Source organism: Micromonospora sp. NPDC005163, from assembly GCF_053599835.1.
In genome coordinates, this window is record NZ_JBSFYP010000002.1 from 213881 (window position 1) to 239311 (window position 25431).

The window sequence follows — 25431 nt, forward strand, 5'->3', positions numbered from 1 at the left end:
GGAAGTAACCGGCGGCCATAGTTGTCAGGGCAGGATGTCGACAGGTTCCGGCGTTGTCGTTCGGCCCCCCGATCCGACCCGTCGGCCGGGGCCGTCCTGATCAGAGTGGGAGGGCCGGTGACCGCGGCGACACTGTTGACCCCCGCCAACAGGTCGGGACAGCCTGGCAGCCGTCTGGCCGGGCTGGTGACGCGCGCCGACGAACGGTCGTACGTCCGGGTCCTGGTGGTGCTGGACACCACCATCCTCATCATCGCGCTGCTCGTCGGGTACGTCGCCCGGTTCGGTGACGATGAGCCGAGCGGCTCGGACATCCCGTACGTGCTGGTCGCGCCGGGGCTGGTGCTGGCCTGGCTGGTCTCGCTCAAGGCGCTCGGCTGCTACGACGACCGGGTGATCGGTTACGGGGCGGACGAGTACCGGCGGGTCAGCTCGGCCAGCCTGCGGCTCGCCGGTGCGATCGCCATTGCCGGGTACATCGCCGACGTCGGCGTCTCCCGGGGCTTCCTCGGCATCACCTTCGCGGTGGGCACCGTCGGGCTGGAAGTCGCCCGCTTCGCCGCCCGTAAGCGTCTGCACCGGGCCCGCTCAAGTGGCGCCGGCTGGTCCCGGAAGGTGCTGGTGGTCGGCGACACCGCGCACGTGCTGGAGCTTGTGCACACGTTGCGCCGGGAGCCGTACGCCGGCTACCACGTGGTCGGCGCGTGCATCCCGGACGCGCTGCTGGCGCCGGTGGCGCAGCGGTTGGGTGACGTGCCGGTGGTGGGATCGTTCCGCGGCATCCCGGAGGCCGCCACCGCGATCGGCGCGGACACCGTCGCGGTCACGGCCTCCGGCGAGCTGACCGCCGCCCGGTTGCGCCGGCTCGGCTGGCAGCTGGAGGGGACGGGCGTCGACCTGGTCGTCGCGCCCGCGCTGACGGACGTGGCCGGCCCGCGGATCCACACCCGCCCGGTCGCCGGGCTGCCGCTGATCCACGTCGAGGCGCCCGAGTTCCGCGGCGCCCGAAAGCTGGTCAAGGGCTTCGTCGACCGGTCCGCCTCCTCGCTGGCGCTCGCGCTGCTGCTGCCGCTGATCGCGATCATCGCCTTGGCCATCAAGCTGAACAGCCGGGGCCCGGTGCTGTTCCGGCAGGTCCGGGTCGGTCGGGGCGGGCAGGAGTTCGGGGTGTTCAAGTTCCGGACCATGGTGGTGAACGCCGACGCGCTGCTCGCCGAGCTGATCGCCCGCAACGAGACCGACGGTCTGATGTTCAAGATGCGTGACGATCCTCGGGTCACCCGGGTCGGCCGGCTGCTGCGCAAGTGGTCGCTCGACGAGCTGCCGCAGCTGGTCAACGTGCTGCTGGGCCAGATGAGCCTGGTCGGGCCGCGCCCGCCGCTGCCCTCCGAGGTGGCCCGCTACGACGGCGACGTGGCCCGGCGGCTGCTGGTCAAGCCCGGCATGACCGGTCTGTGGCAGGTCAGCGGCCGGTCCGACCTGAGCTGGGAGGACGGCATCCGGCTCGACCTCTACTACGTGGAGAACTGGTCCCTCGCCGCCGACCTCACCATCCTCTGGAAGACCTTCGGCGCGGTGGTGAACAGCCGCGGTGCGTATTAGGGCGTGTTTCAGCCGGGCCGGTCACGGCTGCGGGCCGGTCCAGTCCAGGCAGACCACCACCGCGTCGTCGACCAGGTCACCGGAGACGAACGCGCGCAGGTCACCGATCAGCGACCGGACGGCGTCCAGCGGCTCCATCGGGCCGGTCCGCCGCAGGAACCGGTCCAGCGCTGTCTCGCCGTAGCGCGTGTGCTGCCCGGCGGCCTCCACCACCCCGTCGCTGACCACGAAGATCCGGTCGCCGCGCTCCAGCGGGAACCGCTGCTCGTGGTAGTCGGTCGCCTCGAACATGCCGAGTGGGAACTGCGCCTCCAGCGGCTGCTCGGTGACCTTCCCCTCGCGCAACAGGACCAGACGGGGCGAGCCGGCGTCGACCACCGTCAGCACCCCGGAGCGCAGGTCCAGCTCCATCAGCAGGGCGGAGAGGTGCCGTTCACCCCGGTACTCGTCGTACAGCGCCTGGTCGGCGAGGGCGGCCTGGTCGGCCAGGCCGAGCCCGGCCCGGCGGGCGTTGCGCAGCGCGTGGGTGGCCAGCGAGGTGAGCAGGGAGGCCGCGACGCCCTCGCCGGTGCCGTTGACGGTGGACAGCCAGAGCTGCTGCCCGTCGTCGGACCAGTCGAAGCTGTCGCCGCGCACCGTGTACGCCGGCTCCAGCTGCCCGGCCAGACTGAACGACGGCCGGATCCGGCTGCGACCCGGCAGCAGGTCCCACTGCATCTCCGCCGCCAGGGTGAGCCGCTGGCTGCGCCGCGCGGCGCGATAGACGTCGGTGCCGGCGGCGACGGCGGCCAGCTCGTGGGCGAGCGCGGTGGCGATGTCGGCCAGCTCGCCGAGGAGGGCCGGGTCGTCCGGGACCGGCGCCAGTCGCAGGACCCCCCGACGCTCGCCGCGCATGCTGACCGGGAGCCAGACGGTGCCGGCGGCGAGCACCGGCGACTGGTGGTCGAAGGCACGCCAGGCGGGGTGCCCGGGACCCGTGACAGGGTCACCCTCGGTGAGGGGCAACAGCTCCGAGAGTCGGTAGTCGACCTGGTACAGCTCCGTCTCGGTGATCCCGTACGAGGCGGCAAGAACGTCGCCGACGCCGCCGACGAGGCGGTCGGCGGGTGTCTCGTTCAGGGTACGTCGTGCCCGATTGACCGGTTCGCTCATCACCGCTCCCTTGATCAAAGCTCGACCACCAGTGGGTTCGGAGTAGTCTCGGGCCACCATGGCCGAAGTGAACGGTCCGCCGGACCCTGAGACGAGTATGGCTGCCGCTCTAGACGCGGCGGCGGCTGCCCTGCTGACCCTGTGGGAGTCGGCTCGGGAGGGAACCGCCAGCCGGGTGTCCGGAGCGCAGCTACGGGCTGTGATGGTCGTCGAGCTGTACGACGGGATCAACCTGCGCGGGCTCGCCTCCCGACTCGGCATGCTGCTCAGCTCCGCCAGTCGGCTCTGCGACCGGCTGGTCGCCGCCGGAATGCTGGAGCGTGAGCCAGGCCGTTTCGACCGGCGGGAGATTGCCCTGCACCTCACCCCGGAGGCCCGCCGGCTCCTCGCCGAGCTGCGCGCCGACCGACAGGCGCAACTCGCCGTCGTGCTGGCCGGGATGAGCCCCGCGGGTCGCACCGCGCTGCTGCACGGGATGCGGGAATTCGACGAGACCGCCCGCCGGCAGCAGGCGCAGACGTCGGCGCCGGACGACCTGGAGCGGCCCACCGGGCGGGCGGGCGACTGGCCGGAGGACCCGGACCGGCCGCGCCGGGCGGTGTGGACGAACCTGTCGGATGGCCACGGCGGGCCGGTGGGCGCACATCGGGAGTCGCCGACCGGGGAACCTCCGGTGGCTCGGACCGCCTGACCGCGGCGGCGCCGGGTGGCCCCAGGCTCCCGCACCGCTGACCGGACCGGCGATGCCGCCCCGGCGGGGACCGGGCGCCGGTCAGCCGGAGCGGGCCAGCCAGCCGGCGGGTCGGGCGACGATCTGGCGCACCACCGAGCCGGCCGCGCCCACCACAGCGGCCTCCGCGCCGAGCGTCGCCGGCCGGACCGTCACCGGCGACCAGGCGGCGGTGAGCACGCGGCTGGCGATCTCGGCGAGCACCGGGGGGCACAGCCAGGGCGCCAGCGGGGCGTACCCGCCGCCGAGCACGACGGTGTCCAGGTCCAGCAGGTTGACCACGCCGGCCACCGCGACACCCAACGCCGTCCCGGCGTCGTGCAGTGCCCGCAGCGCGTCAGCGTCGCCGGCCTCGGCCAGCTCGGCCAACCGCGCCGTCGCGGTGTCCGCGGGAAGTTCCGCCCGGGTCAGCCCGGCGGCGGCCACGATCGCCTCCTGGCCGGCGTACTGCTCCAGGCAGCCCTGCCCACCGCAGCGGCACGGGCGGCCCTCCGGGTGGACCGGGAGGTGCCCGATCTCACCGCTCCAACCGCGTACGCCGCGAAACAGCGCACCGCCCAGCACGATTCCGGCGCCGATGCCGACCTCGCCGGAGATGTGCAGGAAGCTGGCCGGGCCGGGCGGCCGGGAGTGCAGCTCGCCGAGCGCGGCGAGGTTGGCCTCGTTGTCCACCACCAGCGCCGGTACGCCGGGCACCCGCTCGGTCAACGGCGGGTGCCCGGCGAGCAGCGCAGGCACCGGCACGTCGTGCCAACCGAGGTTCGGCGCGAGCCGGACCAGCCCGACGCCGTCCACCAGGCCCGGCACGGCGAGCGCCGCACCGGCCAGGGTGAGGCCCTGCCGGGCGGCGTCGGCGCGGGCCCGCGCGGCCATCTCGACGAGTCGGGCGAGTGCCTCGGCGGGGGCGACCGGGCGCAGGTCGGCCCGGTGCACGGTGCGGTGCCGGACCTGGCCGGAGAGGTCCACCACGCAGACCGCCAGGTAGTCGACGTTGACCTCCAGGCCGAGCCCGGCCGGCCCCTGGTCGGCCAGCACCAGACCCCGGGCCGGTCGGCCGGCGCCGGCCCGGGGCGCCGGATCGGCCTCGCCGACCAGCCGGCCGGCGAGCAGGTCCTCGACCACCGCGGAGACGGTGGCCCGGGTCAGGCCGGTCGCCGTGGCGAGGTCGGCCCGGGACGGGGGACGGTCGGCGGCGGCGATCCGGCCGAGCACCAGGGCGAGGTTGAGCTCGCGGAGGCTGCCCTGACGGACCGCGCCGGCCGGAGCGTTGGTGAGGCTCACCCCTTGACAGTGCCACAGGCCGCGCAAATAATTCAATCGCTGAACAAATAGTGGACGACACACCCCGGAGGCCCTCATGGCACCCCGTCCCACCCCCGCCGACAAATTCTCCTTCGGGCTCTGGACCGTGGGCTGGCAGGCCCGTGACCCGTTCGGTGACGCGACCCGCCCGGAGCTGGACCCGGTCGAGACGGTCAACCGGCTCGCCGAGCTGGGCGCCTACGGGGTCACCTTCCACGACGACGACCTGGTCCCGTTCGGGGTCGACGCCGCCACCCGCGACCAGCACATCGCCCGGTTCCGTAAGGCCCTCGACGAGACCGGCCTGGTGGTGCCGATGGTCACCACCAACCTCTTCAACCACCCGGTCTTCAAGGACGGCGGCTTCACCAGCAACGACCGCGACGTCCGTCGGTACGCGCTGCGCAAGGTGCTGCGCAACGTCGACCTGGCCGCCGAGCTGGGTGCGAGCACGTTCGTGATGTGGGGCGGCCGGGAGGGCTCGGAGTACGACGTCGCCAAGGACGTCCGCGCCGCGCTGGACCGCTACCGCGAGGCGGTCGACCTGCTCACCCAGTACGTCATCGACCGGGGCTACAACCTGCGCTTCGCGCTGGAGCCCAAGCCCAACGAGCCGCGTGGCGACATCCTGCTGCCGACCGTCGGGCACGCGCTCGCCTTCATCTCCCAGCTGGCCCACCCGGAGCTGGTCGGTCTCAACCCGGAGGTCGGGCACGAGCAGATGGCCGGGCTCAACTACGCCCACGGCATCGCCCAGGCGCTCTGGCAGGGCAAGCTGTTCCACCTGGACCTCAACGGCCAGCGCGGCGTCAAGTACGACCAGGACCTGGTCTTCGGCCACGGTGACCTGATGAACGCGTTCGCCCTGGTGGACCTTCTGGAGAACGGCGGCCCGAACGGCGGGCCGACCTACGACGGCCCCCGGCACTTCGATTACAAGCCCTCCCGCACCGAGGACATGGACGGGGTGTGGGCATCGGCGGCGGCCAACATGAGCACGTACCTGCTGCTCAAGGAGCGGACCGCGGCGTTCCGCGCCGACCCCGAGGTGATCGAGGCACTGACAGCCAGCAAGGTCGGCGAGCTGAGCACCCCGACCCTGAACCCCGGCGAGGGGTACGACGAATTCCTCGCCGACCGGTCCGCGTTCGAGGAGTTCGACGTCGACGCGGCGGCCGCCCGGGGCTTCGCCTTCGTCCGGCTCAACCAGCTCGCCGTCGAGCACCTGCTCGGCGCCCGCTGAGGCCCCGCCATGCCGCTGGTCGCGGGCGTTGACTCGTCCACACAGTCCTGCAAGGTGGTCATCCGGGACGCGGAGACCGGCGCCCTGCTCCGGCAGGGCCGGGCGCCGCACCCGGACGGCACCGAGGTCGACCCGGAAGCCTGGTGGCAGGCGCTGCGCAGCGCCGCCGAGGAGGCCGGCGGGCTCGCCGACGTGGCGGCGGTCTCCGTCGCCGGCCAGCAGCACGGCATGGTCTGCCTCGACGAGGACGGCGGGGTGGTCCGCCCGGCGCTGCTGTGGAACGACACCCGCTCCGCCGACGCCGCCGCCGACCTGGTCGAGGAGGCCGGCGGCGGCGCCGCGGGGCGCCGCTTCTGGGCCGAGGCCACCGGCAGCGTGCCGGTGGCCAGCTTCACCATCACCAAGCTGCGCTGGCTGGCCCGGCACGAGCCGGAGCTGGCGGCCCGGGTGGCCGCTGTCTGCCTGCCGCACGACTGGCTGACCTGGCGGCTGGCCGGTGCGCCCGGCCTGGCCGCGCTGCAGACGGACCGGGGCGACGCCAGCGGCACCGGCTACTGGTCGCCGGCTACCGGCGGCTACCGGCTGGACCTGCTGGAGCGGGCCTTCGGCCGGCGGCTGGCGGTGCCCGAGGTGCTCGGTCCGGCCGGGTCGGCCGGCACCCTGTCGGCCGGGGAGCTGGGTGGGCCGGGCGGCGCGTTGCTCGGCGCCGGCACCGGGGACAACGCCGCCGCCGCGCTCGGTGTCGGTGCCGGTCCGGGTGACGTGGTCGTCTCGATCGGCACCTCCGGCACGGTGTTCAGCGTCGCCGACGTGGCGGCGGCCGACGACAGCGGCGCGGTGGCCGGCTTCGCCGACGCGGCCGGCCGGTTCCTGCCGCTGGTCTGCACACTCAACGCCGCCCGGGTGCTGGACGCCGCCGCCGCGATGCTCGGCGTCAACCTGGACGAGCTGGCCGAGCTGGCGCTCTCCGCGCCGGCCGGGGCGGACGGGCTGGTGATGGTGCCGTACCTGGAGGGGGAGCGGACGCCGAACCGCCCGTTGGCCACCGGCGCGGTGCACGGGCTGACGCTGCGCACCTCGACCCCCGCGCACCTGGCGCGGGCGGCCGTGGAGGGCATGCTCTGCGCGCTCGCCGACGGCCTGGACGCGTTGACCGCCCAGGGCGCCACCGTCCGCCGCGTCATCCTGGTCGGCGGCGGGGCCCGGTCGGCCGCGGTGCGCCGGATCGCGCCGCAGGTCTTCGGCTGCCCGGTGGTCGTCCCGCCGGCCGGGGAGTACGTCGCCGACGGCGCCGCCCGGCAGGCCGCCTGGGTCGCCCTCGGCGGTGACGCGCCACCTCGGTGGACACTCCAGGGCACCGAGGAGTACGCCGCCGAGCCCGTCCCCGCCGTCCGTGACCAGTACGCCGCCGCCCGGGGGCTGGTCCTCGACCGCCGCTGACCGGCGGCACCCACCCGCGTGACGACCTCGCCGGCCCGGTCTGGTTGGCTGCCGGTCATGACCCTGACCAGTGGCGGGCCCCGGCGGGCCCGTGGCGGCGGCCCGGCGCACCGGTTGTACAGCGTCGTGGTGTTCGTGCTGCTCGCCTCGCTGGACAACGTGGCGATCGGGCTGGTCCCGCCGTTGTACGGGCCGATCGCCGACGCGTTCGACGTGTCGGGGCGGCTGCTCGGCCTGGTCACCGCGGTCAGCTTCCTGGTCAGCGCGGTGGCCGCGGTCGGCTGGGCGTACGTCGGCGACCGGACCAACCGCAAGCCGCTGCTCATGGTGGGCACGCTGCTCTGGGCGGCGGGCACCGGCGGGAGCGCGCTCGCCGGCGGCTACCTGACGTTCCTGGCCGCGCAGCTCGTCGCGGCGGTCGGTCTCGGTGCGGTCGGCTCGGTGGGCTTCTCGGTGGTCACCGACCTGATCTCGCCGACCCGGCGGGGGCTGGTGATGAGCTTCTGGGGCCTCTCCCAGGGGGTCGGCACGCTGGCCGGCACGCTGGTCGGCGGGCTGCTCGGGGCGACCGACTGGCGGCGTCCGTTCCTGCTGCTGACCGGTGTGGGCCTGGCCGCCACCGTGGCCTACCTGTTCACGTACGACATCCGGCGCGGCCAGAGCGAGCCGGAGCTGGCCCACGCCCTGCACGAGGGCGCCGAGTACGACTACCGGATCAGTCGGGCGGACCTGCCGCGGATCCTGGCCCGGCGGACCAACCGGTGGCTGATCCTGCAGGGCCTGACCGCGCAGGCCGCGTTCGGCTCGCTGGTCTGGCTCCCGGTGCTCTTCGCCGAGCGGGCCGAGGCGCAGGGCTACTCGGAGTCGACCGCGGTGGTGGTGGGCAGCGTCTTCGCCACGCTCTTCCAGCTCGGCGGGGTGCTCTCCATCGTCGGCGGGCTGATCGGCGACGCGGTGCAGCGGCGTAACCCGGGGGGCCGGGCGCTGGTCGCCGCGGTCGGCATCCTCGCCGCGCTGCCGTTCTACCTGGTGCTGTTCTTCGTGCCGGTGAGCATCGACGTGCCGGACGGCGGCAGCACCGGCGCGGTGATCGGCGCGATCCTGTCCAGTGTGTTCACCGAACCGTCGGTCGGGCTGAGCCTGCTCACCGCGGTGGTGGCGCTCGCACTGACCTCGGCCAACTCGCCGAACTGGTTCGCGCTGATCGCCGACGTGAACCCGCCGGAGCACCGGGGGACGGTGTACAGCCTGGGCAACCTGGTCAACGGGGTCGGCCGGGCCGCCGGCAACGGGTTGGTCGGGGTGGCGTTCCAGGGCCTGAAGGTGGCCTTCCCGCCGCCGCTGAACTTCGCCGTCGGGCTGGCCGCGTTCCAGCTCTTCTTCATTCCCACCGGCGTCATGTACTGGCTCGCCTCGCGGACCTCACCGGCCGACATCGAGAACGTGCACGAGCTGCTACACATCCGCGCCGACCGTCTGTAAGGAAGGGCCCCCTGTTAACGCCACGCGTTGTACAGGGGGCCCTTCTTAACACCTGGGTCAGGCGCGCACCCAGACCGTCACGTCGGTCGGGACCGCCCCGTCGTCGTCCAGCGGTGCGCTGGCGGCGAGCAGTTCGGCGCCGGCCGGAACCGGCACCGGAGCGGTGCCGAAGTTGGTCAGCACGGTCAGCTCACCGTTGCGGAAGGTCAGCACCTCGTCGCCGGAGGATAGCCATTCCAGGGTGCCGCGGCCGAGCCCGTGGGCGCGGCGCAGCCGCAACGCCGTGCGGTACAGCTCGTACGTCGAGCCGGGCACGTCGCGCTGCCGGTCCAGCGCGTACTCCGCGAACAGCGGGGGCTGCGGCAGCCAGCTGGCGTCGGACGGGCCGAAGCCGTACGACGGCGCGTCCGCCTCCCACGGGATCGGCACCCGGCAGCCGTCCCGGCCGCGCTGGGTGTGCCCGCTGCGCGCCCAGGTCGGGTCCTGACGGGCCTCGTCGGGCAGCGTGGTGTGCTCGGGCAGGCCCAGCTCCTCACCCTGGTAGAGGTAGGCCGAGCCGGGCAGGGCGAGCATCAGCAGCGTGGCCGCCCGGGCCCGGCGCAGGCCGAGCGCGGCGTCCGGCTGCGGGTCGCCGATGCCGATGCCGTTGGGTCGGACGGCGCCGATCGGCAGGCCCAGCCGGGAGGCGTGCCGCACCACGTCGTGGTTGGACAGCACCCAGGTCGTCGGCGCGCCGACCGAGTCGGTCGCCTCCAACGAGCGGGTGATCACCGCGTACTGGGCCGGCGCGGTCCAGGCGGCGAGCAGGTACTCGAAGTTGAACGCCTGATGCATCTCGTCCGGGCGGACGTAGCGGGCCAGCCGCTCGGCCGGCTCCACCCACGCCTCGGCGACCAGCACCCGCTCGCCGGGGTAGCTGTCCAGGAGCTGCCGCCACTGGCGGTAGATGTCGTGCACGCCCTCCTGGTCCCACATCGGCGGGCGCGGCTTGTCCACCTCGTTGCCGGACAGGATCTCCTGCGGCTCCTGCCAGTCGGCCAGGTCGGTCTGCTTCACCAGACCGTGCGCCACGTCGACCCGGAAGCCGTCCACCCCGCGTTCCAACCAGAACCGCAGCACGTCCAGGAACTCCGCGTGCACCTCCGGGTGGTCCCAGTTGAGGTCCGGCTGTCCCGTGTCGAACAGGTGCAGGTACCACTGGCCGGGCTGCCCGTCCGGGTCGACCGTCCGGGTCCAGGCCGGGCCGCCGAAGACGCTCTGCCAGTCGTTCGGCGGCTGGTCGCCGGCCGGGCCCAGACCGTCCCGGAAGATGTACCGGGACCGCTCCGGGCTGCCGGGCGCGGCGGGCAGCGCGGCCTGGAACCAGCGGTGCGCCGAGGAGGTGTGGTTCGGAACCAGGTCGACGATCACCCGCAGGCCGCGGGAGCGGGCCTCCGCGATCAGCTTGTCCGCGTCGGCGAGGGTGCCGAACAGCGGGTCGACGTCCCGGTAGTCGGCCACGTCGTAGCCGGCGTCGGCCTGGGGGGACGGGTAGAACGGGGAGAGCCACACCGCGTCCACGCCCAGTTCGACCAGGTGGTCGAGGCGGGCGGTGATGCCCGGCAGGTCGCCGACGCCGTCCCCGTCCGAGTCGGCGAACGAGCGGGGGTAGATCTGGTAGATGGCGGCTTCGGTCCACCAGCCGGTGACCGGGGGACCGGAGGGGGTCTGCTGCGTCGGATCGGTGTTCAGGGTCGTCTCCCGTGTCGAGCGGTGGGTGGACTGCCGGTGCTGCTGCCGGCCGCGTCGCCGCCAGCCGCCGGCCGGCGGCGGATGGTTGAGTTTCAGTGTGCCCGGGGCGGTGCGGTCGATTCCCGGACCACCAGCCGAGTGGGCAGGATCACCGGGGTGTCGCAACCGGCGGTCCGTTGACCGACGATCGGGCCCAGGTTCCGGGCCCCGAGCGGGTCGAGCAGCATCCGGGCGGCCAGCCGGCCCTGCTCGGCGGCGGGCTGGGCGATGGTGCTGAGCCCGAGCACGCCGGCCAGGTCGTGGTCGTCGATGCCGATCACGCTGACGTCCTGCGGTACGCGCAGCCCGGCGTCGCGCAGCGCGGTCATCGCGCCCATCGCCATCTCGTCACAGGCGGCGAGGATCGCGGTCGGCGGTTCGCCCCGGGACAGCAGCTCGGCTGCCGCCCGGTTGCCGCCGTCGATGGTGAACGTCGACTCGACGTCCAGGCTCGGGTCGAGGTGCAGACCGGCCGCCCGCAGTTCCTCCTGGTACCCCCGGCGTCGGTCCAGGTGGGTGGTGAAGGCCAGCTCGTCGTCGGGGTCGCCGGAGATGTGCGCGATCCGGCGGTGGCCGAGGTCGAGCAGGTGCCGGGTGGCGGTACGGGCGGCAGCGACATCGTCGATCCGTACGCACGGCCAGTTGGGCACCCTGGTCCCCGAGCTGATGGTCACCCCGGGCAGGTCGAGGGCGGCCAGCGCGGTCAGGTCGGCCGGGCGCAGCGGCGTGGCGACCAGCATGATGGCGTCCACCCGCTTGTGCAGGTTGGCGGTACGCAGCACCCGCTGGCGGACCTGCTCCCGACCACCCAGGTTGTAGAGCAGCAGGTCGTAACCGGACTCGTGGAGGAACTCCTCGACCGCCTCGACGACCGTGCTGAAGAACCATCGGGTGATCCGGGGGACAACCACCGCGACCGTGCCGGTGCGGCCACCGGCGAGCCGGGACGCGCTCGGCGAGACCTCGTAGTCGAGCTGCTCGGCGGCTGCGAGGACCCGGCGTCGGGTGGCGGCGGAGACCGTCGGCAGCCCGCGCAGCGCCCGCGAGACGGTGGCCGTGGACACCCCGGCCAGCCGGGCCACATCATCAATCTTCGTCACGGTTCCCCCGCTCGGTACCCGGCGCCCGCCGCCGCCCGAGGGGCCAGGCGGCGGCGAGCAAGCGGGTCAGCCCTTGACGCTGCCGGCGAGCAGACCTCGCACGAAGAAGCGCTGGAGGGACAGGAACACGACGAGCGGTACGACGATCGAGACGAACGCCCCTGCCGTCAGCCGCTGCCACTCGTTGCCTCGGGTGCCGGCCATCTCGGCCAGCCGGACGGTGAGCGGAGCGGTCTCGTTGCCGCCGCCAGCGAAGATCAGCGCGACCAGCAGGTCGTTCCAGACCCAGAGGAACTGGAAGATGCCGAACGCGGCCAGCGCCGGCATGATCAGCGGCAGCACGATGGTGCGGAAGATCTTCGGGTGGCTGGCCCCATCGACCCGGGCCGCCTCCATCAGGTCTCCCGGCAGTTGCGAGATGAAGTTGTGCAACAGGAAGACGGCGAACGGAAGTGCGAAGCAGGTGTGCGCGAACCACACCTGCGCGAACTTCTGTTCGTCGACGAGATCCCAGGCCGGCATCAGGGTCACGCCGCCGAGGGTGACGCCGGTGGAGAAGAACTTCAGCAGCGGCACCAGGGCCATCTGCAGCGGCACGATCTGCAACGCGAAGATCGCGATGTAGAGCCAGTCCCGGCCACGGAAGTTGATCCACGCCAGCGCGTACGCGGCCAGGGCCGCGAAGGCGAGCGGGAAGAGCACCGAGGGGATGGTGATCGCCAACGAGTTGACGAAGTAGCTGGCGAGCTGCCCCGATGACGACGACCGCCCGAACAAGACCTGCTGATAGTTCTCCAGCGTGAACTGCGGGTTGGTGAAGGCCGTCCACCAGCCGGTGGTCTTGATCTCGTCCTCGGGCCGGAGGGAGGAGATGAACAGGCCGAAGGTCGGGATGGTCCAGACCACCGCGATGACGATCGAGACAAGGGTCGCGGTACGGCTGTTCAGCCGCTTGCGGACCCGCCCAGCGGTGGTGGGCGTGGTGCCGTCGGTCTTCTGGGTGCCGGCGGCGACGGTGGGCGTTGCAGTCGTCATCTCAGCCCTCCCGCTGCTGACGGAGGTTGCGGATCTGGTAGATCACGACCGGGATGACCAGGATGAAGAGGAAGACCGCGAGCGCTGAGCCCTGCCCGTTCTGGCCGTACCGGAACGCCTGGTTGTACATCTCGCTGGCGATCACGCTGGTGTCGTAGTTGCCGTTGGTCGCGGTCCGGACGATGTCGAAGACCTTGAGCGTGGCGATCGTGAGCGTCACCACCACCACGATCAGCGCAGGCCGGATGCTCGGCATGGTGATTCGCCAGAACATCTGCCACGGGCTGACGCCGTCGAGCCGGGCGGCCTCCACGATGTCACCGGGGATGGACTTGATCGCGGCGGAGAGCACCACCATGGCGAAACCGGCCTGGATCCAGACCATGATGACGATCAGCAGCAGCGTGTTCAGCGGTGATTCGAGCAGCCACTGCTTGGGCTCGCCGCCGAGGCTGACCACGATCTGGTTGAGCAGACCGATCTGGTCGCCGTCGCCGCGGTAGGCGTAGACGAACTTCCAGATGATGCTGGCGCCGACGAAGGAGATCGCCATCGGCAGGAAGATCAGTGACTTGGCCACCGCCTCGAAGCGGGCCTTGTCCACCAGGACGGCGTAGATCAGGCCGAACGCGGTCGCGACCAGCGGGACCAGGACCACCCAGACCAGGGTGTTGATCAGGACCCGGACGATCGAGCTGTCGGAGAACATCCAGCCGTAGTTGCGCAGCCCAACCCAGTTGTTGCTGCCCGCGTCCATGAACGACAGCAGTGTGGTGCGGATGGCCGGAACGACCAACCCGACCGTGAGCAGCAGCAGCGTCGGCAGCAGGAAGAAGAGCGCGAAGAGTCCCTCCCCCCGCTTGCGCCGGCGGGGGAGCGGGGTGCCGCTGACGGACGCGGCGACCAACTGCGCCTCCCGCCGCCGAGCGAACCAGGCCGGCACCACGTCGAGGAGCAGGAGCAGACCGCCCACCACCGCGACGAAAGCGATCAGCCCGTACATCAGCATGAGGAACTTCGGCTGCTCCTCCGCGAAGTCGAACTCCATCGACCCTCCCAGGTCTGGATCCGCCGGTGGGCCGGCCCGCGGGTGCGGACCGGCCCACCGTTCAGATCACTTCCAGCTGCTCTCGATGCCCTGGAGCACCGACGCGGTGTCCTTGCCGTTGATCCACTCGACCATGCCCTTCCAGAACGTCCCCGCGCCGACCGCGGCCGGCATCAGGTCGGATCCGTCGAAGCGGAAGACGCCGGTCTTGTCCTGCAGGATCTGGACGGAGAGCTTGTCGATCGGGCTGGCGACGTTGGCGATGTCCAGCTTGTTGTTCGCCGTGACCCAGTTGCCCAGCTTCGCGCGGCTGTTGACGTACTCGCCGGAGGCGAGGTAGGTCTGCACCGCCTGCACCTCGGGGCGGTCGGCGTAGCCGACGACGAACTCGCCCGCGCCGAGCACCGGCTTGCCCTTGGCCGTGTCGATGGCCGGGAAGTAGAACGCGAAGGCGTCACCGTCCTCGGCCACCTTGGTGCCCTCGGGGAACTGGTTGGCGTAGAACGACGCCTGCCGGTGCATGGCGCACCTGCCGGTGGTGACCGGCAGCCCGGCCTCACCGAAGGCGGTGGTGCCGATGCTCTTCACCCCGCCGAAGCCGCCGTTCATGTACTTCTCGTTCTTCAGGATCGTGCCGGCCCGGTTGACCGCGTCGACGATCCGCGGGTCGTTGAACGGGATGGCGTGGGTGGTCCACTGGTCGTAGACCTCGGGGCCCTGCGTACGCAGGATCACGTCCTCGATCCAGTCCGTGGCCGGCCAGCCGGTGGCGTCACCGGACTCGATGCCGGCGCACCACGGCTTGATGCCGGTCGCCGCGATCGTGTCGCTGAGCTTGATCATGTCGTCCCAGCTGGTCGGGACCGTCCAGCCCTTCTCCTTGAAGAGCTTCGGCGAGTACCAGACGAAGGACTTCACGTTGGCGCCGAGCGGCACGCCGTAGAGGGTGCCGTTGACGGTGCCGTACTTCAGCCAGTCGGCCGGCAGGTTCTGCTCGGCCATCGTCTTGGTGTCGGCCCCGAGGGACTTCAGCTTGCCGGCGTCGGCGAACCGCTTGACCAGACCCGGCTGGGGCACGAAGGCCAGGTCGGGCGCGTTGCCGCCGTCGACCCGGACCGGGAGCTGCGCCTCGAACTCGGCGTTGCCCTCATAGTCGATCTCGATGCCGGTGCAGTCGGTGAACTGCGACCAGGAGCGCTCCAGCAGGTCAGCCTCGGCGTCACGGATGGACGCGTAGATGGAGACCTTCTTGCCGTCGTGGCCCTCGTACTTCTCGTATGCGGCACACTCCGCGGAGCCCGCGTTGTCGCTCTTCTTGTCGTCGCCGGTACCGCAAGCGGTGGCGCTGAGCGCCAGCCCCAGTACGCCGGCGATCGCGAAGGCCTGGCGTGGTCTGGTAAAGACCGCCATGCCGTCCTCCTTTCTAGCCGGCGCGGTCGTGCTCAATGGCCCGGCGCCGGTCCCGATGGCTGTGCACACATGTAAGCGCTTGCATCCGGTCCGGTCCAGCCCCTGTCAGACACGAGCGAGTAACAATCCGGAAACCTCCCGGCCGCCCCGTGGGCGCGCTCCCGGACCAGATCTTCGACTCTTTCGAAGAATGACGATATCTGTCAGGCTGAGACCACCACATCGAAGGTTTTCGACATAGGAGGAGCTGTATGCGTAAGCGGTGGATCAGCCTGCTGGTGACGGGCCTGCTCGTCGGGGGAGTCCTGGCCCCGGCCAGCCCGGCGCTGGCCGCGCCGACCTTCAAGGTGCCGTTCCCGTGCGGCCAGTCCTGGTCCGGGCAGACCCGGTCGAACCACAGCCCGGCGAACGCCGTCGACTTCAACCGCACCGACGACCTCGGCGACCCGGTGGTGGCCAGCGCCCCCGGCACCGTCGACCGCGTGACCGACCTCGGCGGCACCAGCTACGGCAAGTACGTCCGGATCAACCACGGTGGCGGTTACAGCACGTACTACGCCCACCTCAACGGCTTCAACGTGTCGGTCGGCCAGACGGTCGGCTACGGCAAGGTGCTCGGCTGGGTCGGCAGCACCGGCGGCTCCACCGGCCCGCACCTGCACTACGAGCAGCGCCTCAACGGCAGCGACATCCAGGTGCGGTTCAACGGCACCCTCGGCCTGTACTGGGGCACCAGGAGCTACACCAGCGACAACGGGTGCGGCTCGGGCAGCGGCAACGGCACGGTCGACACCAGCGGCACCCCGCTGACCGTCCGCTCCGGCCCGGGCACGGGGTACGCCTCCGTCGGGACCGTCGCCGACGGCACCCGGGTGACCATCGCCTGCCAGACCAGCGGCACCACGGTCACCGGCACCTACGGCACCAGCTCGATCTGGGACCGGATCGGCTCCGGCCGCTTCATCGCCGACGCGTACGTGTACACCGGTCACGACGGCTACATCCCCGGCGTGCCCCGCTGCTGAGGGGTTGAACGACGACGGTCTCCGGCGGGCGGCGCCGCCGGGGAACCGTCGGTCAGGAGTTCAGCCGCCAGATCGACAGGTTCAGGGCGGCGGCGAAGGTGACCCAGGCCCAGTAGGGCAGCAGCAGCGCCGCCGCGACCCGGGAGACCCGGGCGGACAGCGCGACGGTGAGCCCGATCGCCAGCCACATCGCCACGATCTCGGCGAACGCCAGCCCGTACTGCCCCGCGCCGAAGAACAGCGGGGTCCAGATCGCGTTGAGCACCAACTGGGCGGTCCACGCCCAGAGCGCCGGCCCGAAGCCGACTCGGCGCCAGACCAGCCAGCCGGCCACCGCGATCAGCGCGTACAGCACCGTCCAGACCGGGCCGAACAGCCACGAGGGCGGCGCCCAGTCGGGTTGCCGCAGGCCGGCGTACTCGTCGGTGGTGCCCCGCACGCCCAGCCCGCCGATCGCGGCCGCGACGAAGACTGCCGCCGCGAAGCAGGCGAGCGCCCAGCGGGACCGTCGGCCGGTGGTCGGCGGCACGTCCTGGGATGTCTCCATGGTCGAGATGTTTCCGTCCTGTCGGCGGTCAAACCGCTGCGGGGCCCGGGCCGTACGGTCCGGGTCCGCTTTCGTACGGTCTGGGCAGCCCTTCGGGCGGTCCGGCCCGCGGATGTCACACAGCAAAGCGCCGGGATCGCCACGTCCGGTGCTCCTGTCGGGAGGACGGAGCTCCGGCCACGGCGACCCCGGCGGGTCCCGGTGTTACGAGGTGCGAACGTCAATTGAAGATGCTGACACCACCCGGGCCGACCAACAGCCCGACGACGATGAGGACGATGCCCCACAGGATCTGCCGGCGGAACAGCGCGAGGATGCCGGCGACCACGAGTACGACTGCGAGAATCCAGAGAATCAGCTCCATGACCACTGACTACCCGAGCGTCCGATCGGGGAAACCTGGTCGGTGTCGGGTTGATCGCCGACATGGAAGACGCTGTAGGCCTGCTTGATCACCGGGTGCGCGACGTTACGTACCCGCACCCCACCGGGAGTGGTGCCGCGCTCGGTGCCGGCGTGCGCGTGCCCGTGCAGGGCCAGCGCGGTGGGCGCCGAGTCGATCGCCTGCCCGAGCTGGTACGAGCCGAGGAACGGGTAGATCTCCAGAGGCTCGCCGGCCAGCGTGTCCGGCACCGGTGAGTAGTGGGTGAGCGCCACCAGCATGTCGCAGTCGAGGGAGCGCAGCGCCGTACCGAGGCGGTCCGCGCTGTCAACGGTGGTGCGGACGAACGCCTTCATCTCCGGCTCGCCGAAGTCGCTCGCACACCGCCCGGCGAATCCGCCGCCGAAGCCCTTGACACCGGCGATGCCGAGCCGGCCGCCCGCGCAGTCCAGCACCACGCCGTTGCCCTCCAGCACGGTGATACCCGCGTCCTCGAGCACCTTGACCACCTGCGGCACCTGGTCACACTGATGGTCGTGGTTGCCCAGCACGGTCACCACCGGCACGGCCAGCCCGCCGAACTCCTGCGCCACGCAGCGCGCCTCCGACTCGGTGCCGTGCCGGGTCAGGTCCCCGGTCAGCAGGAGCACGTCGGCGCAGTCCGGCAGCTCCTCCAACGCCGGGCGGAACCGGCCGACCACGTCCTCGTCCAGATGCACGTCGCCCACGGCGGCGATCCGGATCACCATGAAGCCTCCCTCAGGGCAGTTGCTCGATCTGCGTGGGCGCCTGAGTGCGGATCACCCCGATGTCGCTGGTGATCGGCACGTCCGGGAAGCGCTCGGCCACCCGACGCAGGATCTCCGCACGCCGGTGCGGGCTCTCCACCTCGCCGTAGAGCACGAGGGCGCGCTCCCTCCGGACCACGGTGATTCCCTGTTCGGCGACGGCGGGATCCTCGGCGAGCAGCCGGTGGATCTCGGCCTCGACGTACTCGTCGGGTGGTCCGCCGCCGCTGTCGCGATGGTGGGTCACGGTGTCCCCTCTCCTGCCGGGGTGCCGGTTTCCGGCACCACCTCGAGCCGGTCCAACAGCACCAGGAACGCCTCGGCGTACGGCGAGTGCTGCGTCTCCTTGCGTACCCGTTCCCAGTCGATCTGCTCCCGCAGCGACCGGGCCAGCGGCAGGCCACGGGCGAAGTCGCAGTAGTGCTGGGAGAAGCTGAGGAGCTTGTGCACCATCAGCTGGGTGGCGGACAGGACCGGCATGTGAATCGCGTCCACCGGCCGGACGACCGTGTCGGCGAACGTCTCCTCGGTCACCGGCGTCTCGATCGGCCGGTGGATCAGATCGACCATCCGCCCGTCGTCGAAGACCTTCACCAGCCAGTCCTCCGGTGGACGCTCGGCGACGAAGCCGGCGGCCACCAGGGCCTCCAGCGCTCCCTCGACGTCGGCCTCCCGGATCAGGAAATCGACGTCGTGATCGCTGGAGTGACCACCGTGGGCGTAGACGGCGAAGCTGCCGCCCAGCGCGAACGGGATCTCGGACTGCTTGAGCACGGCGGCGACCTTCTTCAGGGTGTGCACCAGACTCTCGTCCCCGCGCTCAGCCATCTGGTTCTCCCGTCGGTCGTGTTGGTGGACAGGCGGTTGGATTCGAACTCCCGTACCCGGCATTCCGGTCGTCCACACCTGGGCCGGTCGCGGGCGGGTTCGAACAGGGATCAAGTACCACAAACTGCGCAGCTGGAGCTCAGGTCGGATAACCTGTCGAGGGTGGCCAGATCATCGGGGACGCGACGCGGCAGGACCCGGTTGCGCACCGTGGCCCTGATCGGCATCGACGGTTCGGGCAAGACCACACAGGCGCACCGGCTGGCCGCCGCGTTGACCGCCGCCGGCCGCCCGGCCACCTACCGCCGCAACGCCAGCGGGCGTCGCTGGCTCGGCCGGCTCGCCCACCGGCTGGGCCGCCCCGACGCCCAGCGACTCGTCGGGCGCGACGGCGTGCTGGCGGTGGAATCCGTGCTGCGCTGGCTCGCCATCGCCGCCGCCCTGCTCAGTTGCCTGCTCACCGGCCGGACGGCGGTGATGGACCGCTACTCGGCCTGCCAGTACGCCAGCATCCGCGCGCACGGCGGGCACCGCTGGGAGCGGCTGGCCCGGGCCGGCTACCGGTTCTTTCCGACGCCGCAGGTGACCTTCCTGCTCGCCGTCGACCCGGCTGAGGCGTACCGGCGGATCGAGCAGCGGGGCACCGACCACGAGACGATGGGCTGGCTGACCGCCGCCGACACCGCCTACCGCGCCCTGCCCGAGTATCCGACCTTCGTCCTGGTGGACGCGGGCCGCCCGGCCGAGGAGGTGACCGAGCAGATCCAGGCGCACCTGGCGACCTGGCTGCCGCCGTCCGTCCGACCCGACCCGGGCCGTCCGTCCGCCGAACCGCCGCCGTCCGACGTGCCGGCGGCGGGGGAGCGGACCGGCCACGGGGCCATCGGGCCGCTGGTGGCTCAGGCCCGCCCGTAGACCGGGACGGTGGCGCCGCTGGTCGGCGCGGACTCCGCCGAAGCGAGGAAGTGGATCACCGGGGCGATCTCGGCCGGGGTCACCCAGCGGGAGTGGTCGGCGTCGGGCTGAGCGGCACGGTTCGCCGGGGTGTCGATGACGCTGGGCAGCACGGTGTTGCAGCGCACGTTGCGGGACCGGTACTCGACCGCGACCGCGTTGGCGAAGGCGAGCACCGCGGCCTTGGCCGTCACATAGCCGGCCGCGCCGGGGAACGGGGCGACCGCCGCGCGGGCCGAGACGCAGACCACCGCGCCGCCACCGGCCGCCACCAGGTGGGGCAGCGCGGCCCGGGTGACCAGGTAGGTCGGCCGCAGGTTGGCGGTGAGCATCCGCTCGAACTCCTCGACCGGCGTCTCATGCACCAGCCCGCCGCTGGCGTAACCGCCGACCAGGTTGACCACCGCTCGCAGCGGCGCGGCCGGTTCGCCGACGGCCGCCTCGACGGCCCGTGCCGCGCCGGCCGGATCGGTCAGGTCCGCGACGAGCCGGACCAGCCCGTCGGCCGCTGGCTCCGACCGGGGCCGAGCACCCCGCTCCGGTACGACCACCCGCCAGCCGGCCGTCCGAAAGGCGGTGGTGACCGCCCCGCCGAGCCCGCCCGTGCCTCCGGTGATCAGCACACTGCGCTCCGCCATGCAGCACACGCTAGCGCCGCCCCGGCCTCTCCACCGCCCCGAACCGCTCCGCCGGGTCCACGCCGTCCGGTCGGCTCGGGTCGACGCGTCGGCGGGGGAGCCCTGCCCGGTGTGGCTGGTCGGGGACGCCGTACGGTCTGGCCGGACCCGGTTTTCCGCGAGCCCGGAGCCGTCCGGCAGGTTGACCCGGCCCGGCGGGGGAGGTGGCGCGGTCCCGCCGGTGGCACGCTTGGCCTGACGGGCTCGCCCGATCGGCGGTACTTTCCCCAACACGTGGAGTCATGGTTGACGCTCACGCCTCGTGAAAGTAAGTTTCATCCGTGGCGAAGAGTCCGAAGATTTCTGCGAGTCACGAGCCCGGTGGGCTGATCGTCCACATCAGCGGGCTGCTGCCGTCGCTGTCGCCCGCTGAGCAGCGGGTCGCCCGGTTGGTCGTCTCCGACCCGGCTGCCGCCGCCCGCCGGACGATCACCGACCTCGCCACCGCAGCCGAGACGTCTGAAGCGACGGTCATCCGGTTCTGCCGCTCGGTGGGCATGGACGGTTACCCGCAGCTGCGCATCCGGCTCGCCGCCGAGGCCGCCCGCCGGGTCGAACCGCCGGACGCCCGGGTCGTCGGCGGTGACATCCCGCCCGGCGCCGACCTCGCCCAGATCATCGCCACCATCGCGTTCAACGACGCCCGCGCGGTCGAGGAGACTGCCGAGCAGCTCGACCCCGCCATCTGTGAGCAGGTGGTCGAGGCGATCGCCAACGCCGGCCGGATCGACATCTACGGCGCCGGCGCCAGCGGGTTCGTCGCCTCCGACTTTCAGCAGAAGCTGCACCGCATCGGCCGGATCGCCTTCTACTTCCCGGACGTGCACACCGCCCTGACCTCGGCCGCGCTGCTCGGCCGGGGCGACGTGGCGGTCGGCATCTCGCACACCGGCACCACCTCCGACGTGATCGAGGTGCTGGAGCAGGCCCGGACGCGGGGCGCCGTCACCGTGGCGCTGACCAACTTCCCGCGCTCGCCGATCACCGACGTGGCCGACTTCGTGCTGACCACCGCCGCCCGGGAGACCACCTACCGCTCCGGCGCGACGGCCAGCCGGTTGGCCCAACTCACCGTGGTCGACTGCCTGTTCGTCGGCGTGGCCGCCCGCAACCGGTCCCGGGCGCGCAAGGCCCTCGAGGCGACCGCCGAGGCCGTCCTGTCGCACCGGGTGGGTGCGAACCGGAGGCGAGGATGACGGCCGGTGCGGTGGAGCCGGACGAGGACATGCCAGCACCGCCCGCCCGCCCGATCGTCCGGGTGGGCGCCCCCACCGAGCGGCGCAACCCGCTCAGCGCCGACCTCGACCTGATGTCGACCCGGGACGTGCTCACCGTCATCAACGAGGCCGACCGGCGGGTGCCGGCGGCCGTCGCCGCGGTGCTCGACGAGATCGCCGCCACGGTCGACCTGGCGGTCGCGGCGCTGCGCGGCGGCCACCGGGTGCACTATTTCGGGGCCGGCACCTCCGGCCGGCTGGGCGTGCTCGACGCCGCCGAGCTGGCCCCCACCTTCAACTCGCCCCGGCACTGGTTCTGCTCCCACCTCGCCGGCGGTCCGGACGCCATGTGGCGTGCCGTGGAGGACGCCGAGGACGACGAGCGGGGCGGCGCGGTCGATGCGGCCGGATGTGTGCGCGCCGGTGACCTGGTGGTCGGTCTCGCCGCCAGCGGACGCACCCCGTACGTCCTCGGGGCGCTCGCCGCGTCCCGCGCCAAGGGCGCCTCGACGGTGCTGCTCTGCGCCAATCCGGAGGCGGAGGCGGCCCGGTCGGTCGACGTGTTCATCGGGGTGGACACCGGACCGGAGGTCGTCACCGGGTCGACCCGGATGAAGGCGGGCACCGCGCAGAAGTTGGTGCTCAACACGTTCTCGACCGCCGTCATGGTGCGACTGGGTCGGGTCTACTCGAACCTCATGATCGACATGGTGGCGACGAACGCGAAGCTCCGCGGGCGGATGATCTCGATCCTGGTCGAGGCCACCGGCTGCTCGGAGGAGGTCTCCCGGCGGGCCCTCAACGAGGCCGACGGCGATCTGAAGACCGCCCTGGTCTCGCTGGTCTCCGGCGCCGAGGTCGCCGCCGCGCGGGCCGCGCTGGCCCGCTCCGCCGACCAGGTTCGCGGCGCCCTCGCCCTGCTCGCCACCTGACTCCACCCGCCCGGGTCGCCGGCGGGAAGCGAACGAGGCTCCGGATTGTTCATCTTGGCGGGGGGTAATAACACCCTCGTGGATGAACCGACCGGTCCACCGGTGCGTATTTGGCAGTGACCAGGATCGCAGCGCAGTGGTGACCCGGGTCGCTGTGCCCCCGCGGCGGGCGGTGTTGCCATTGGTACGGGCGTTCGGCGATTCGTCGATCCGCCGACCCGTACGTGGTGCCCAGCGGCGAGCCACCCGACGGGGTGCTGACAGCAAACATGGACCGTGCTCTCAGCAACTACTCAGGCATTCGTGACACTTTCGACTCAGTACATGGAATCCCCGACACGTCTCATCTGTTGTGTAGGTGTCAGCACCGGTGGGCACAGCGGAAGTTACCGGGGCTGACGGACGTGGGGATGGCAAGGAACCGGGCAACCGGCGCGAGCGAGGGGACCGTGGGCAACGTGGACAAGAACATCGGCATGCGAACCGATCAGGTCGCCGAGGAGCGCGACCTCGTCGGCGTCTACCTGCACGAGATCTCCCGGACGCCACTGCTGGACGCCGCCCGGGAGGTCGATCTCTCCAAGGCGATCGAGGCCGGCCTCTACGCCGAGCACCTGCTCGGTGAGGACCGCGTCCCCGATGGCGTCGACCGGGCCGACCTGGAGCGACTGGTCGTCGAGGGTGAGCACGCGAAGGACCTCTTCATTCGCGCCAACCTGCGACTGGTCGTGTCGATCGCCCGCCGTTACGTGCGCTCGGGCATGCCCATGCTGGATCTGATCCAGGAGGGCAACACGGGTCTGGTCCGGGCGGTTGAGAAGTTCGACTACGAGCGTGGCTACAAGTTCTCCACCTACGCCACCTGGTGGATCCGCCAGGCGATCAGCCGGGCCATCGCCCAGCAGGAGCGCACCGTCCGACTGCCGGTGCACCTGGTGGAGGACGTTAACCGGATGCGCAACGTGGCGCGCCAGCTCACCCGTGAGCTGGGCAGCGACCCGGAGCCGGAGCAGATCGCGGCGTCGCTCGGCGTCACCGTCGAGCGGGTGAACGAGCTGCGCCGCTGGTCGCAGGACACCGTCTCGCTGGACACCCCCATCGGCGACGACGGCGACACCAAGCTCGGCGACCTGGTCGCCGACACGGACGCCCCGTCGCCGGAGGACATCGTCCTCTCCGGGCTGGAGCGGCAGCGCATCGAGGGGCTGCTCAACCACCTGGACGACCGGTCGGCCGGCATTATGCGGGCCCGCTACGGGCTGGAGGACGGCCGTGAGCACTCGCTCACCGAGGTCGCGTCCCGGTTCTCGCTGTCCCGCGAGCGGATCCGGCAGCTGGAGATCCAGGCCCTCGGCCGGCTCCGTGAGCTGGCCCGCGCGGAGGGGCTGCAGGCAGCCTGACCTGGTAGTAATAACGGCGAACGGCCGGCGTCCGATAGGGGGACGCCGGCCGTTCGCCGTATCCGGGCGTGGCTAGCGGACCCGGCCGTAGCCCTGGATGGGCATCATGTTCATGCCCCGCTTGAGCACGTTGCGGCCGGCGCTCGGTGCGTCGATCACCTGGTTGCCGCCCACGTAGAGGGCGACGTGCCCGAGCCCTCGGTAGAACACCAGGTCTCCCGGGCGCAGGTCACTCCGACCGATGTGGGCGACCGCCCCCCACTGCATCCGGGTGTTGTGCGGCAGCGACTTCCCGGCCGCCCGCCAGGCGGCGGAGGTCAGCCCGGAGCAGTCGTAGCCGTTCGGCCCGTCGGCCGCCCAGACGTACGGCTTGCCCAACGCGCCGTAGGCGTAGCGCACCGCGGTGCCGGCCGCACCGGCGACAGCGGGAACGTTCGCGGCCTCGGCCGCCGGCTTGGGCGCGGGTCGCTCGGTGGGCGCCCCGTACGCCTGCCGGCGCAGCTCGTACAGCTTGGTCAGGTCTCTCTCGATCTGCTTTTTGGCCGTCGCCAGATGGCGGGCCTGCGCGGCCTGCCGGGTCAGCGTGGCGTCCAGGCGGCGCTTCTCGTCGAGCAGCCGTTCCTGGCTGGCGGTGAAGCCGGAGATGCGTTCCTGGCGCTGACGGGTGAGCTGATCGAGCGCTCCGAGCCGATCCAGCAGCGCGGCCGAGCCGCCGGAACGCAGCAGCGCGTCCGCGGTGCGCAGCTCGCCGCTCTTGTAGGCGGTGTTGGCCAGCTCGGCGACGTCCGCCCGGCTCTGCTCGGCCTGCTGTTCCAGTGGGCCGATGCGGGCCTGTAATCGGGCCGCCGAGGTCTTGTTGGTCTTGATCTCCTCGGTGAGCTTGTTGTACGACTCGACGACCCGCTCCAACTCGGCCGAGGACGTCTCGATCCGGCGGGTCAGGTCGGCGGGGGACGGCTCGGCGTGTGCCGCCGCCGACGGGGCGATCAACGCGGCCGACATGCCGGCGAGCGCCATGGTGCGCAGCAGGTTTTTCAGGGATGACAAGAGCTGAAGGCCCCTCTCCCACGGCCGCCGACGGGGCTGCTGACGCCCTCGGCGACACCGACCGGGGCCATCCGGGTGGACGGCGCTGGGCCGGACCGGCTCGCTCAACCTAACCCGGGGCGGCTGTCGTCCGCAGTTGAAGTCGGGGCGAATGTTGGCATTGTGGCGGGCTGGTGCCCCTGCGCCCAGTGACTTCATCGGGGCTGCTGACGCTCCGCGAGCCGGTCAACACGTCCTTCTTGTCACTAAATGACGGCTTTATGGTCTTCGTCGTTCCGGGCGTATGCCGCCGGATACCTGCGCTCCATAACCGATAAAAC

24 protein-coding genes are annotated in these 25431 nt (G+C 71.8%); 10 read left to right on the forward strand and 14 right to left on the reverse strand.

Features of this window, described 5'->3' with window-relative positions; translation table 11 throughout:
• Positions 1–117: 117 nt before the first annotated feature.
• Positions 118–1602 (forward strand): sugar transferase, encoded by a 1485-nt coding sequence (locus ACWD6N_RS02675; RefSeq protein ID WP_387326110.1) that lies wholly within the window; start codon positions 118–120, stop codon positions 1600–1602.
• 21 nt (positions 1603–1623) lie between these two features.
• Here the strand turns inward: ACWD6N_RS02675 and ACWD6N_RS02680 are convergent, their stop codons facing one another.
• Positions 1624–2754: a PP2C family protein-serine/threonine phosphatase gene (locus tag ACWD6N_RS02680; RefSeq protein ID WP_354963897.1), complete on the reverse strand. Its 1131-nt coding sequence runs from the start codon at positions 2752–2754 to the stop codon at positions 1624–1626.
• A gap of 97 nt (positions 2755–2851) precedes the next feature.
• Between ACWD6N_RS02680 and ACWD6N_RS02685 the strand changes: the two genes are divergently transcribed.
• Entirely contained in the window at positions 2852–3445 is a 594-nt protein-coding gene (locus ACWD6N_RS02685; protein WP_354963898.1) for a MarR family winged helix-turn-helix transcriptional regulator, read from the forward strand.
• Positions 3446–3526: 81 nt separating this feature from the next.
• On the opposite strand, the gene ACWD6N_RS02690 is transcribed toward ACWD6N_RS02685, so the two are convergent.
• Positions 3527–4765 carry an ROK family transcriptional regulator gene (locus ACWD6N_RS02690; protein ID WP_354963899.1) on the reverse strand — a complete coding sequence of 413 codons (1239 nt, stop codon included), beginning with the start codon at positions 4763–4765 and terminating at the stop codon, positions 3527–3529.
• A 76-nt stretch (positions 4766–4841) separates the two neighbouring features.
• Here ACWD6N_RS02690 and xylA point away from each other — a divergent pair, with 76 nt between their 5' ends.
• Genes xylA through ACWD6N_RS02705 form a run of 3 tightly spaced genes read left to right on the forward strand, consistent with a single transcriptional unit; the run spans position 4842 to position 8951 of the window.
• Positions 4842–6029 (forward strand): xylose isomerase, encoded by a 1188-nt coding sequence (xylA, locus tag ACWD6N_RS02695; protein ID WP_354963900.1) that lies wholly within the window; start codon positions 4842–4844, stop codon positions 6027–6029.
• A gap of 9 nt (positions 6030–6038) precedes the next feature.
• A complete protein-coding gene (gene xylB / locus ACWD6N_RS02700; RefSeq protein ID WP_354963901.1) occupies positions 6039–7469 on the forward strand; it encodes a xylulokinase in 1431 nt (476 codons plus the stop codon).
• A gap of 57 nt (positions 7470–7526) precedes the next feature.
• Positions 7527–8951 carry an MFS transporter gene (locus ACWD6N_RS02705; RefSeq protein ID WP_387326116.1) on the forward strand — a complete coding sequence of 475 codons (1425 nt, stop codon included), beginning with the start codon at positions 7527–7529 and terminating at the stop codon, positions 8949–8951.
• A gap of 57 nt (positions 8952–9008) precedes the next feature.
• Here the strand turns inward: ACWD6N_RS02705 and ACWD6N_RS02710 are convergent, their stop codons facing one another.
• The 5 genes from ACWD6N_RS02710 to ACWD6N_RS02730 all read right to left on the reverse strand — a co-directional run bounded on the left by ACWD6N_RS02710 (position 9009) and on the right by ACWD6N_RS02730 (position 15314).
• On the reverse strand, positions 9009–10682 hold the full coding sequence (locus ACWD6N_RS02710) for a glycoside hydrolase family 13 protein (protein WP_354964018.1): 1674 nt from the start codon (positions 10680–10682) through the stop codon (positions 9009–9011).
• A 92-nt stretch (positions 10683–10774) separates the two neighbouring features.
• The gene (locus tag ACWD6N_RS02715; protein ID WP_354963903.1) at positions 10775–11821 is read right to left on the reverse strand and encodes a LacI family DNA-binding transcriptional regulator; all 1047 of its coding nucleotides are present in this window, start codon (positions 11819–11821) and stop codon (positions 10775–10777) included.
• Positions 11822–11887: 66 nt separating this feature from the next.
• Positions 11888–12856 (reverse strand): carbohydrate ABC transporter permease, encoded by a 969-nt coding sequence (locus ACWD6N_RS02720; RefSeq protein ID WP_354963904.1) that lies wholly within the window; start codon positions 12854–12856, stop codon positions 11888–11890.
• Position 12857: 1 nt separating this feature from the next.
• The gene (locus ACWD6N_RS02725; protein WP_354963905.1) at positions 12858–13904 is read right to left on the reverse strand and encodes a carbohydrate ABC transporter permease; all 1047 of its coding nucleotides are present in this window, start codon (positions 13902–13904) and stop codon (positions 12858–12860) included.
• Between the two features lie 66 nt (positions 13905–13970).
• Complete coding sequence (locus ACWD6N_RS02730; RefSeq protein WP_354963906.1) at positions 13971–15314, reverse strand: ABC transporter substrate-binding protein; 1344 nt, start codon at positions 15312–15314, stop codon at positions 13971–13973.
• A 251-nt stretch (positions 15315–15565) separates the two neighbouring features.
• Here ACWD6N_RS02730 and ACWD6N_RS02735 point away from each other — a divergent pair, with 251 nt between their 5' ends.
• The gene (locus tag ACWD6N_RS02735; protein WP_354963907.1) at positions 15566–16339 is read left to right on the forward strand and encodes a M23 family metallopeptidase; all 774 of its coding nucleotides are present in this window, start codon (positions 15566–15568) and stop codon (positions 16337–16339) included.
• Positions 16340–16391: 52 nt separating this feature from the next.
• On the opposite strand, the gene ACWD6N_RS02740 is transcribed toward ACWD6N_RS02735, so the two are convergent.
• The 5 genes from ACWD6N_RS02740 to ACWD6N_RS02760 all read right to left on the reverse strand — a co-directional run bounded on the left by ACWD6N_RS02740 (position 16392) and on the right by ACWD6N_RS02760 (position 18947).
• On the reverse strand, positions 16392–16886 hold the full coding sequence (locus ACWD6N_RS02740) for a TspO/MBR family protein (RefSeq protein WP_354963908.1): 495 nt from the start codon (positions 16884–16886) through the stop codon (positions 16392–16394).
• Between the two features lie 220 nt (positions 16887–17106).
• Positions 17107–17250, reverse strand: coding sequence for a GPGG-motif small membrane protein (locus ACWD6N_RS02745; RefSeq protein ID WP_007464364.1), 144 nt, complete (start codon positions 17248–17250; stop codon positions 17107–17109).
• Positions 17241–18017, reverse strand: coding sequence for a metallophosphoesterase family protein (locus tag ACWD6N_RS02750; RefSeq protein ID WP_354963909.1), 777 nt, complete (start codon positions 18015–18017; stop codon positions 17241–17243). Before ACWD6N_RS02750 ends, ACWD6N_RS02745 begins: the two co-directional genes overlap by 10 nt.
• A gap of 10 nt (positions 18018–18027) precedes the next feature.
• Positions 18028–18303 (reverse strand): BON domain-containing protein, encoded by a 276-nt coding sequence (locus tag ACWD6N_RS02755; protein ID WP_354963910.1) that lies wholly within the window; start codon positions 18301–18303, stop codon positions 18028–18030.
• Positions 18300–18947: a nucleotidyltransferase family protein gene (locus ACWD6N_RS02760; RefSeq protein WP_354963911.1), complete on the reverse strand. Its 648-nt coding sequence runs from the start codon at positions 18945–18947 to the stop codon at positions 18300–18302. The genes ACWD6N_RS02755 and ACWD6N_RS02760 overlap by 4 nt, the downstream gene beginning before the upstream one ends.
• Positions 18948–19046: 99 nt before the next feature.
• On the opposite strand from ACWD6N_RS02760, the gene ACWD6N_RS02765 reads away from it, so the two are divergent.
• The gene (locus ACWD6N_RS02765; protein WP_354963912.1) at positions 19047–19799 is read left to right on the forward strand and encodes a dTMP kinase; all 753 of its coding nucleotides are present in this window, start codon (positions 19047–19049) and stop codon (positions 19797–19799) included.
• Here ACWD6N_RS02765 and ACWD6N_RS02770 read toward each other — a convergent pair.
• Positions 19784–20476 (reverse strand): SDR family NAD(P)-dependent oxidoreductase, encoded by a 693-nt coding sequence (locus ACWD6N_RS02770; protein WP_354963913.1) that lies wholly within the window; start codon positions 20474–20476, stop codon positions 19784–19786. The genes ACWD6N_RS02765 and ACWD6N_RS02770 overlap by 16 nt on opposite strands.
• Before the next feature lie 320 nt (positions 20477–20796).
• Here ACWD6N_RS02770 and ACWD6N_RS02775 point away from each other — a divergent pair, with 320 nt between their 5' ends.
• From ACWD6N_RS02775 to ACWD6N_RS02785, 3 genes are all read left to right on the forward strand, one after another.
• Positions 20797–21711 carry a MurR/RpiR family transcriptional regulator gene (locus ACWD6N_RS02775; RefSeq protein ID WP_354963914.1) on the forward strand — a complete coding sequence of 305 codons (915 nt, stop codon included), beginning with the start codon at positions 20797–20799 and terminating at the stop codon, positions 21709–21711.
• Positions 21708–22664: an N-acetylmuramic acid 6-phosphate etherase gene (gene murQ / locus ACWD6N_RS02780; protein WP_354963915.1), complete on the forward strand. Its 957-nt coding sequence runs from the start codon at positions 21708–21710 to the stop codon at positions 22662–22664. The genes ACWD6N_RS02775 and murQ overlap by 4 nt, the downstream gene beginning before the upstream one ends.
• 410 nt (positions 22665–23074) lie before the next feature.
• Positions 23075–24064 carry a sigma-70 family RNA polymerase sigma factor gene (locus tag ACWD6N_RS02785; RefSeq protein WP_354963916.1) on the forward strand — a complete coding sequence of 330 codons (990 nt, stop codon included), beginning with the start codon at positions 23075–23077 and terminating at the stop codon, positions 24062–24064.
• A gap of 72 nt (positions 24065–24136) precedes the next feature.
• On the opposite strand, the gene ACWD6N_RS02790 is transcribed toward ACWD6N_RS02785, so the two are convergent.
• Complete coding sequence (locus ACWD6N_RS02790; protein WP_354963917.1) at positions 24137–25111, reverse strand: C40 family peptidase; 975 nt, start codon at positions 25109–25111, stop codon at positions 24137–24139.
• Positions 25112–25431 lie beyond the last annotated feature (320 nt).

Coding starts and splice junctions, on each gene's coding strand:
- ACWD6N_RS02680 (WP_354963897.1), bottom strand. CDS start 2,754: ATGAGCGAACCGGTCAATCGGGCACGACGTACCCTGAACGAGACACCC.
- ACWD6N_RS02685 (WP_354963898.1), top strand. CDS start 2,852: ATGGCTGCCGCTCTAGACGCGGCGGCGGCTGCCCTGCTGACCCTGTGG.
- xylA (WP_354963900.1), top strand. CDS start 4,842: ATGGCACCCCGTCCCACCCCCGCCGACAAATTCTCCTTCGGGCTCTGG.
- xylB (WP_354963901.1), top strand. CDS start 6,039: ATGCCGCTGGTCGCGGGCGTTGACTCGTCCACACAGTCCTGCAAGGTG.
- ACWD6N_RS02705 (WP_387326116.1), top strand. CDS start 7,527: ATGACCCTGACCAGTGGCGGGCCCCGGCGGGCCCGTGGCGGCGGCCCG.
- ACWD6N_RS02720 (WP_354963904.1), bottom strand. CDS start 12,856: ATGACGACTGCAACGCCCACCGTCGCCGCCGGCACCCAGAAGACCGAC.
- ACWD6N_RS02725 (WP_354963905.1), bottom strand. CDS start 13,904: ATGGAGTTCGACTTCGCGGAGGAGCAGCCGAAGTTCCTCATGCTGATG.
- ACWD6N_RS02730 (WP_354963906.1), bottom strand. CDS start 15,314: ATGGCGGTCTTTACCAGACCACGCCAGGCCTTCGCGATCGCCGGCGTA.
- ACWD6N_RS02735 (WP_354963907.1), top strand. CDS start 15,566: ATGCGTAAGCGGTGGATCAGCCTGCTGGTGACGGGCCTGCTCGTCGGG.
- ACWD6N_RS02740 (WP_354963908.1), bottom strand. CDS start 16,886: ATGGAGACATCCCAGGACGTGCCGCCGACCACCGGCCGACGGTCCCGC.
- ACWD6N_RS02745 (WP_007464364.1), bottom strand. CDS start 17,250: ATGGAGCTGATTCTCTGGATTCTCGCAGTCGTACTCGTGGTCGCCGGC.
- ACWD6N_RS02750 (WP_354963909.1), bottom strand. CDS start 18,017: ATGGTGATCCGGATCGCCGCCGTGGGCGACGTGCATCTGGACGAGGAC.
- ACWD6N_RS02760 (WP_354963911.1), bottom strand. CDS start 18,947: ATGCCGGGTACGGGAGTTCGAATCCAACCGCCTGTCCACCAACACGAC.
- ACWD6N_RS02770 (WP_354963913.1), bottom strand. CDS start 20,476: ATGGCGGAGCGCAGTGTGCTGATCACCGGAGGCACGGGCGGGCTCGGC.
- murQ (WP_354963915.1), top strand. CDS start 21,708: ATGACGGCCGGTGCGGTGGAGCCGGACGAGGACATGCCAGCACCGCCC.
- ACWD6N_RS02785 (WP_354963916.1), top strand. CDS start 23,075: ATGGCAAGGAACCGGGCAACCGGCGCGAGCGAGGGGACCGTGGGCAAC.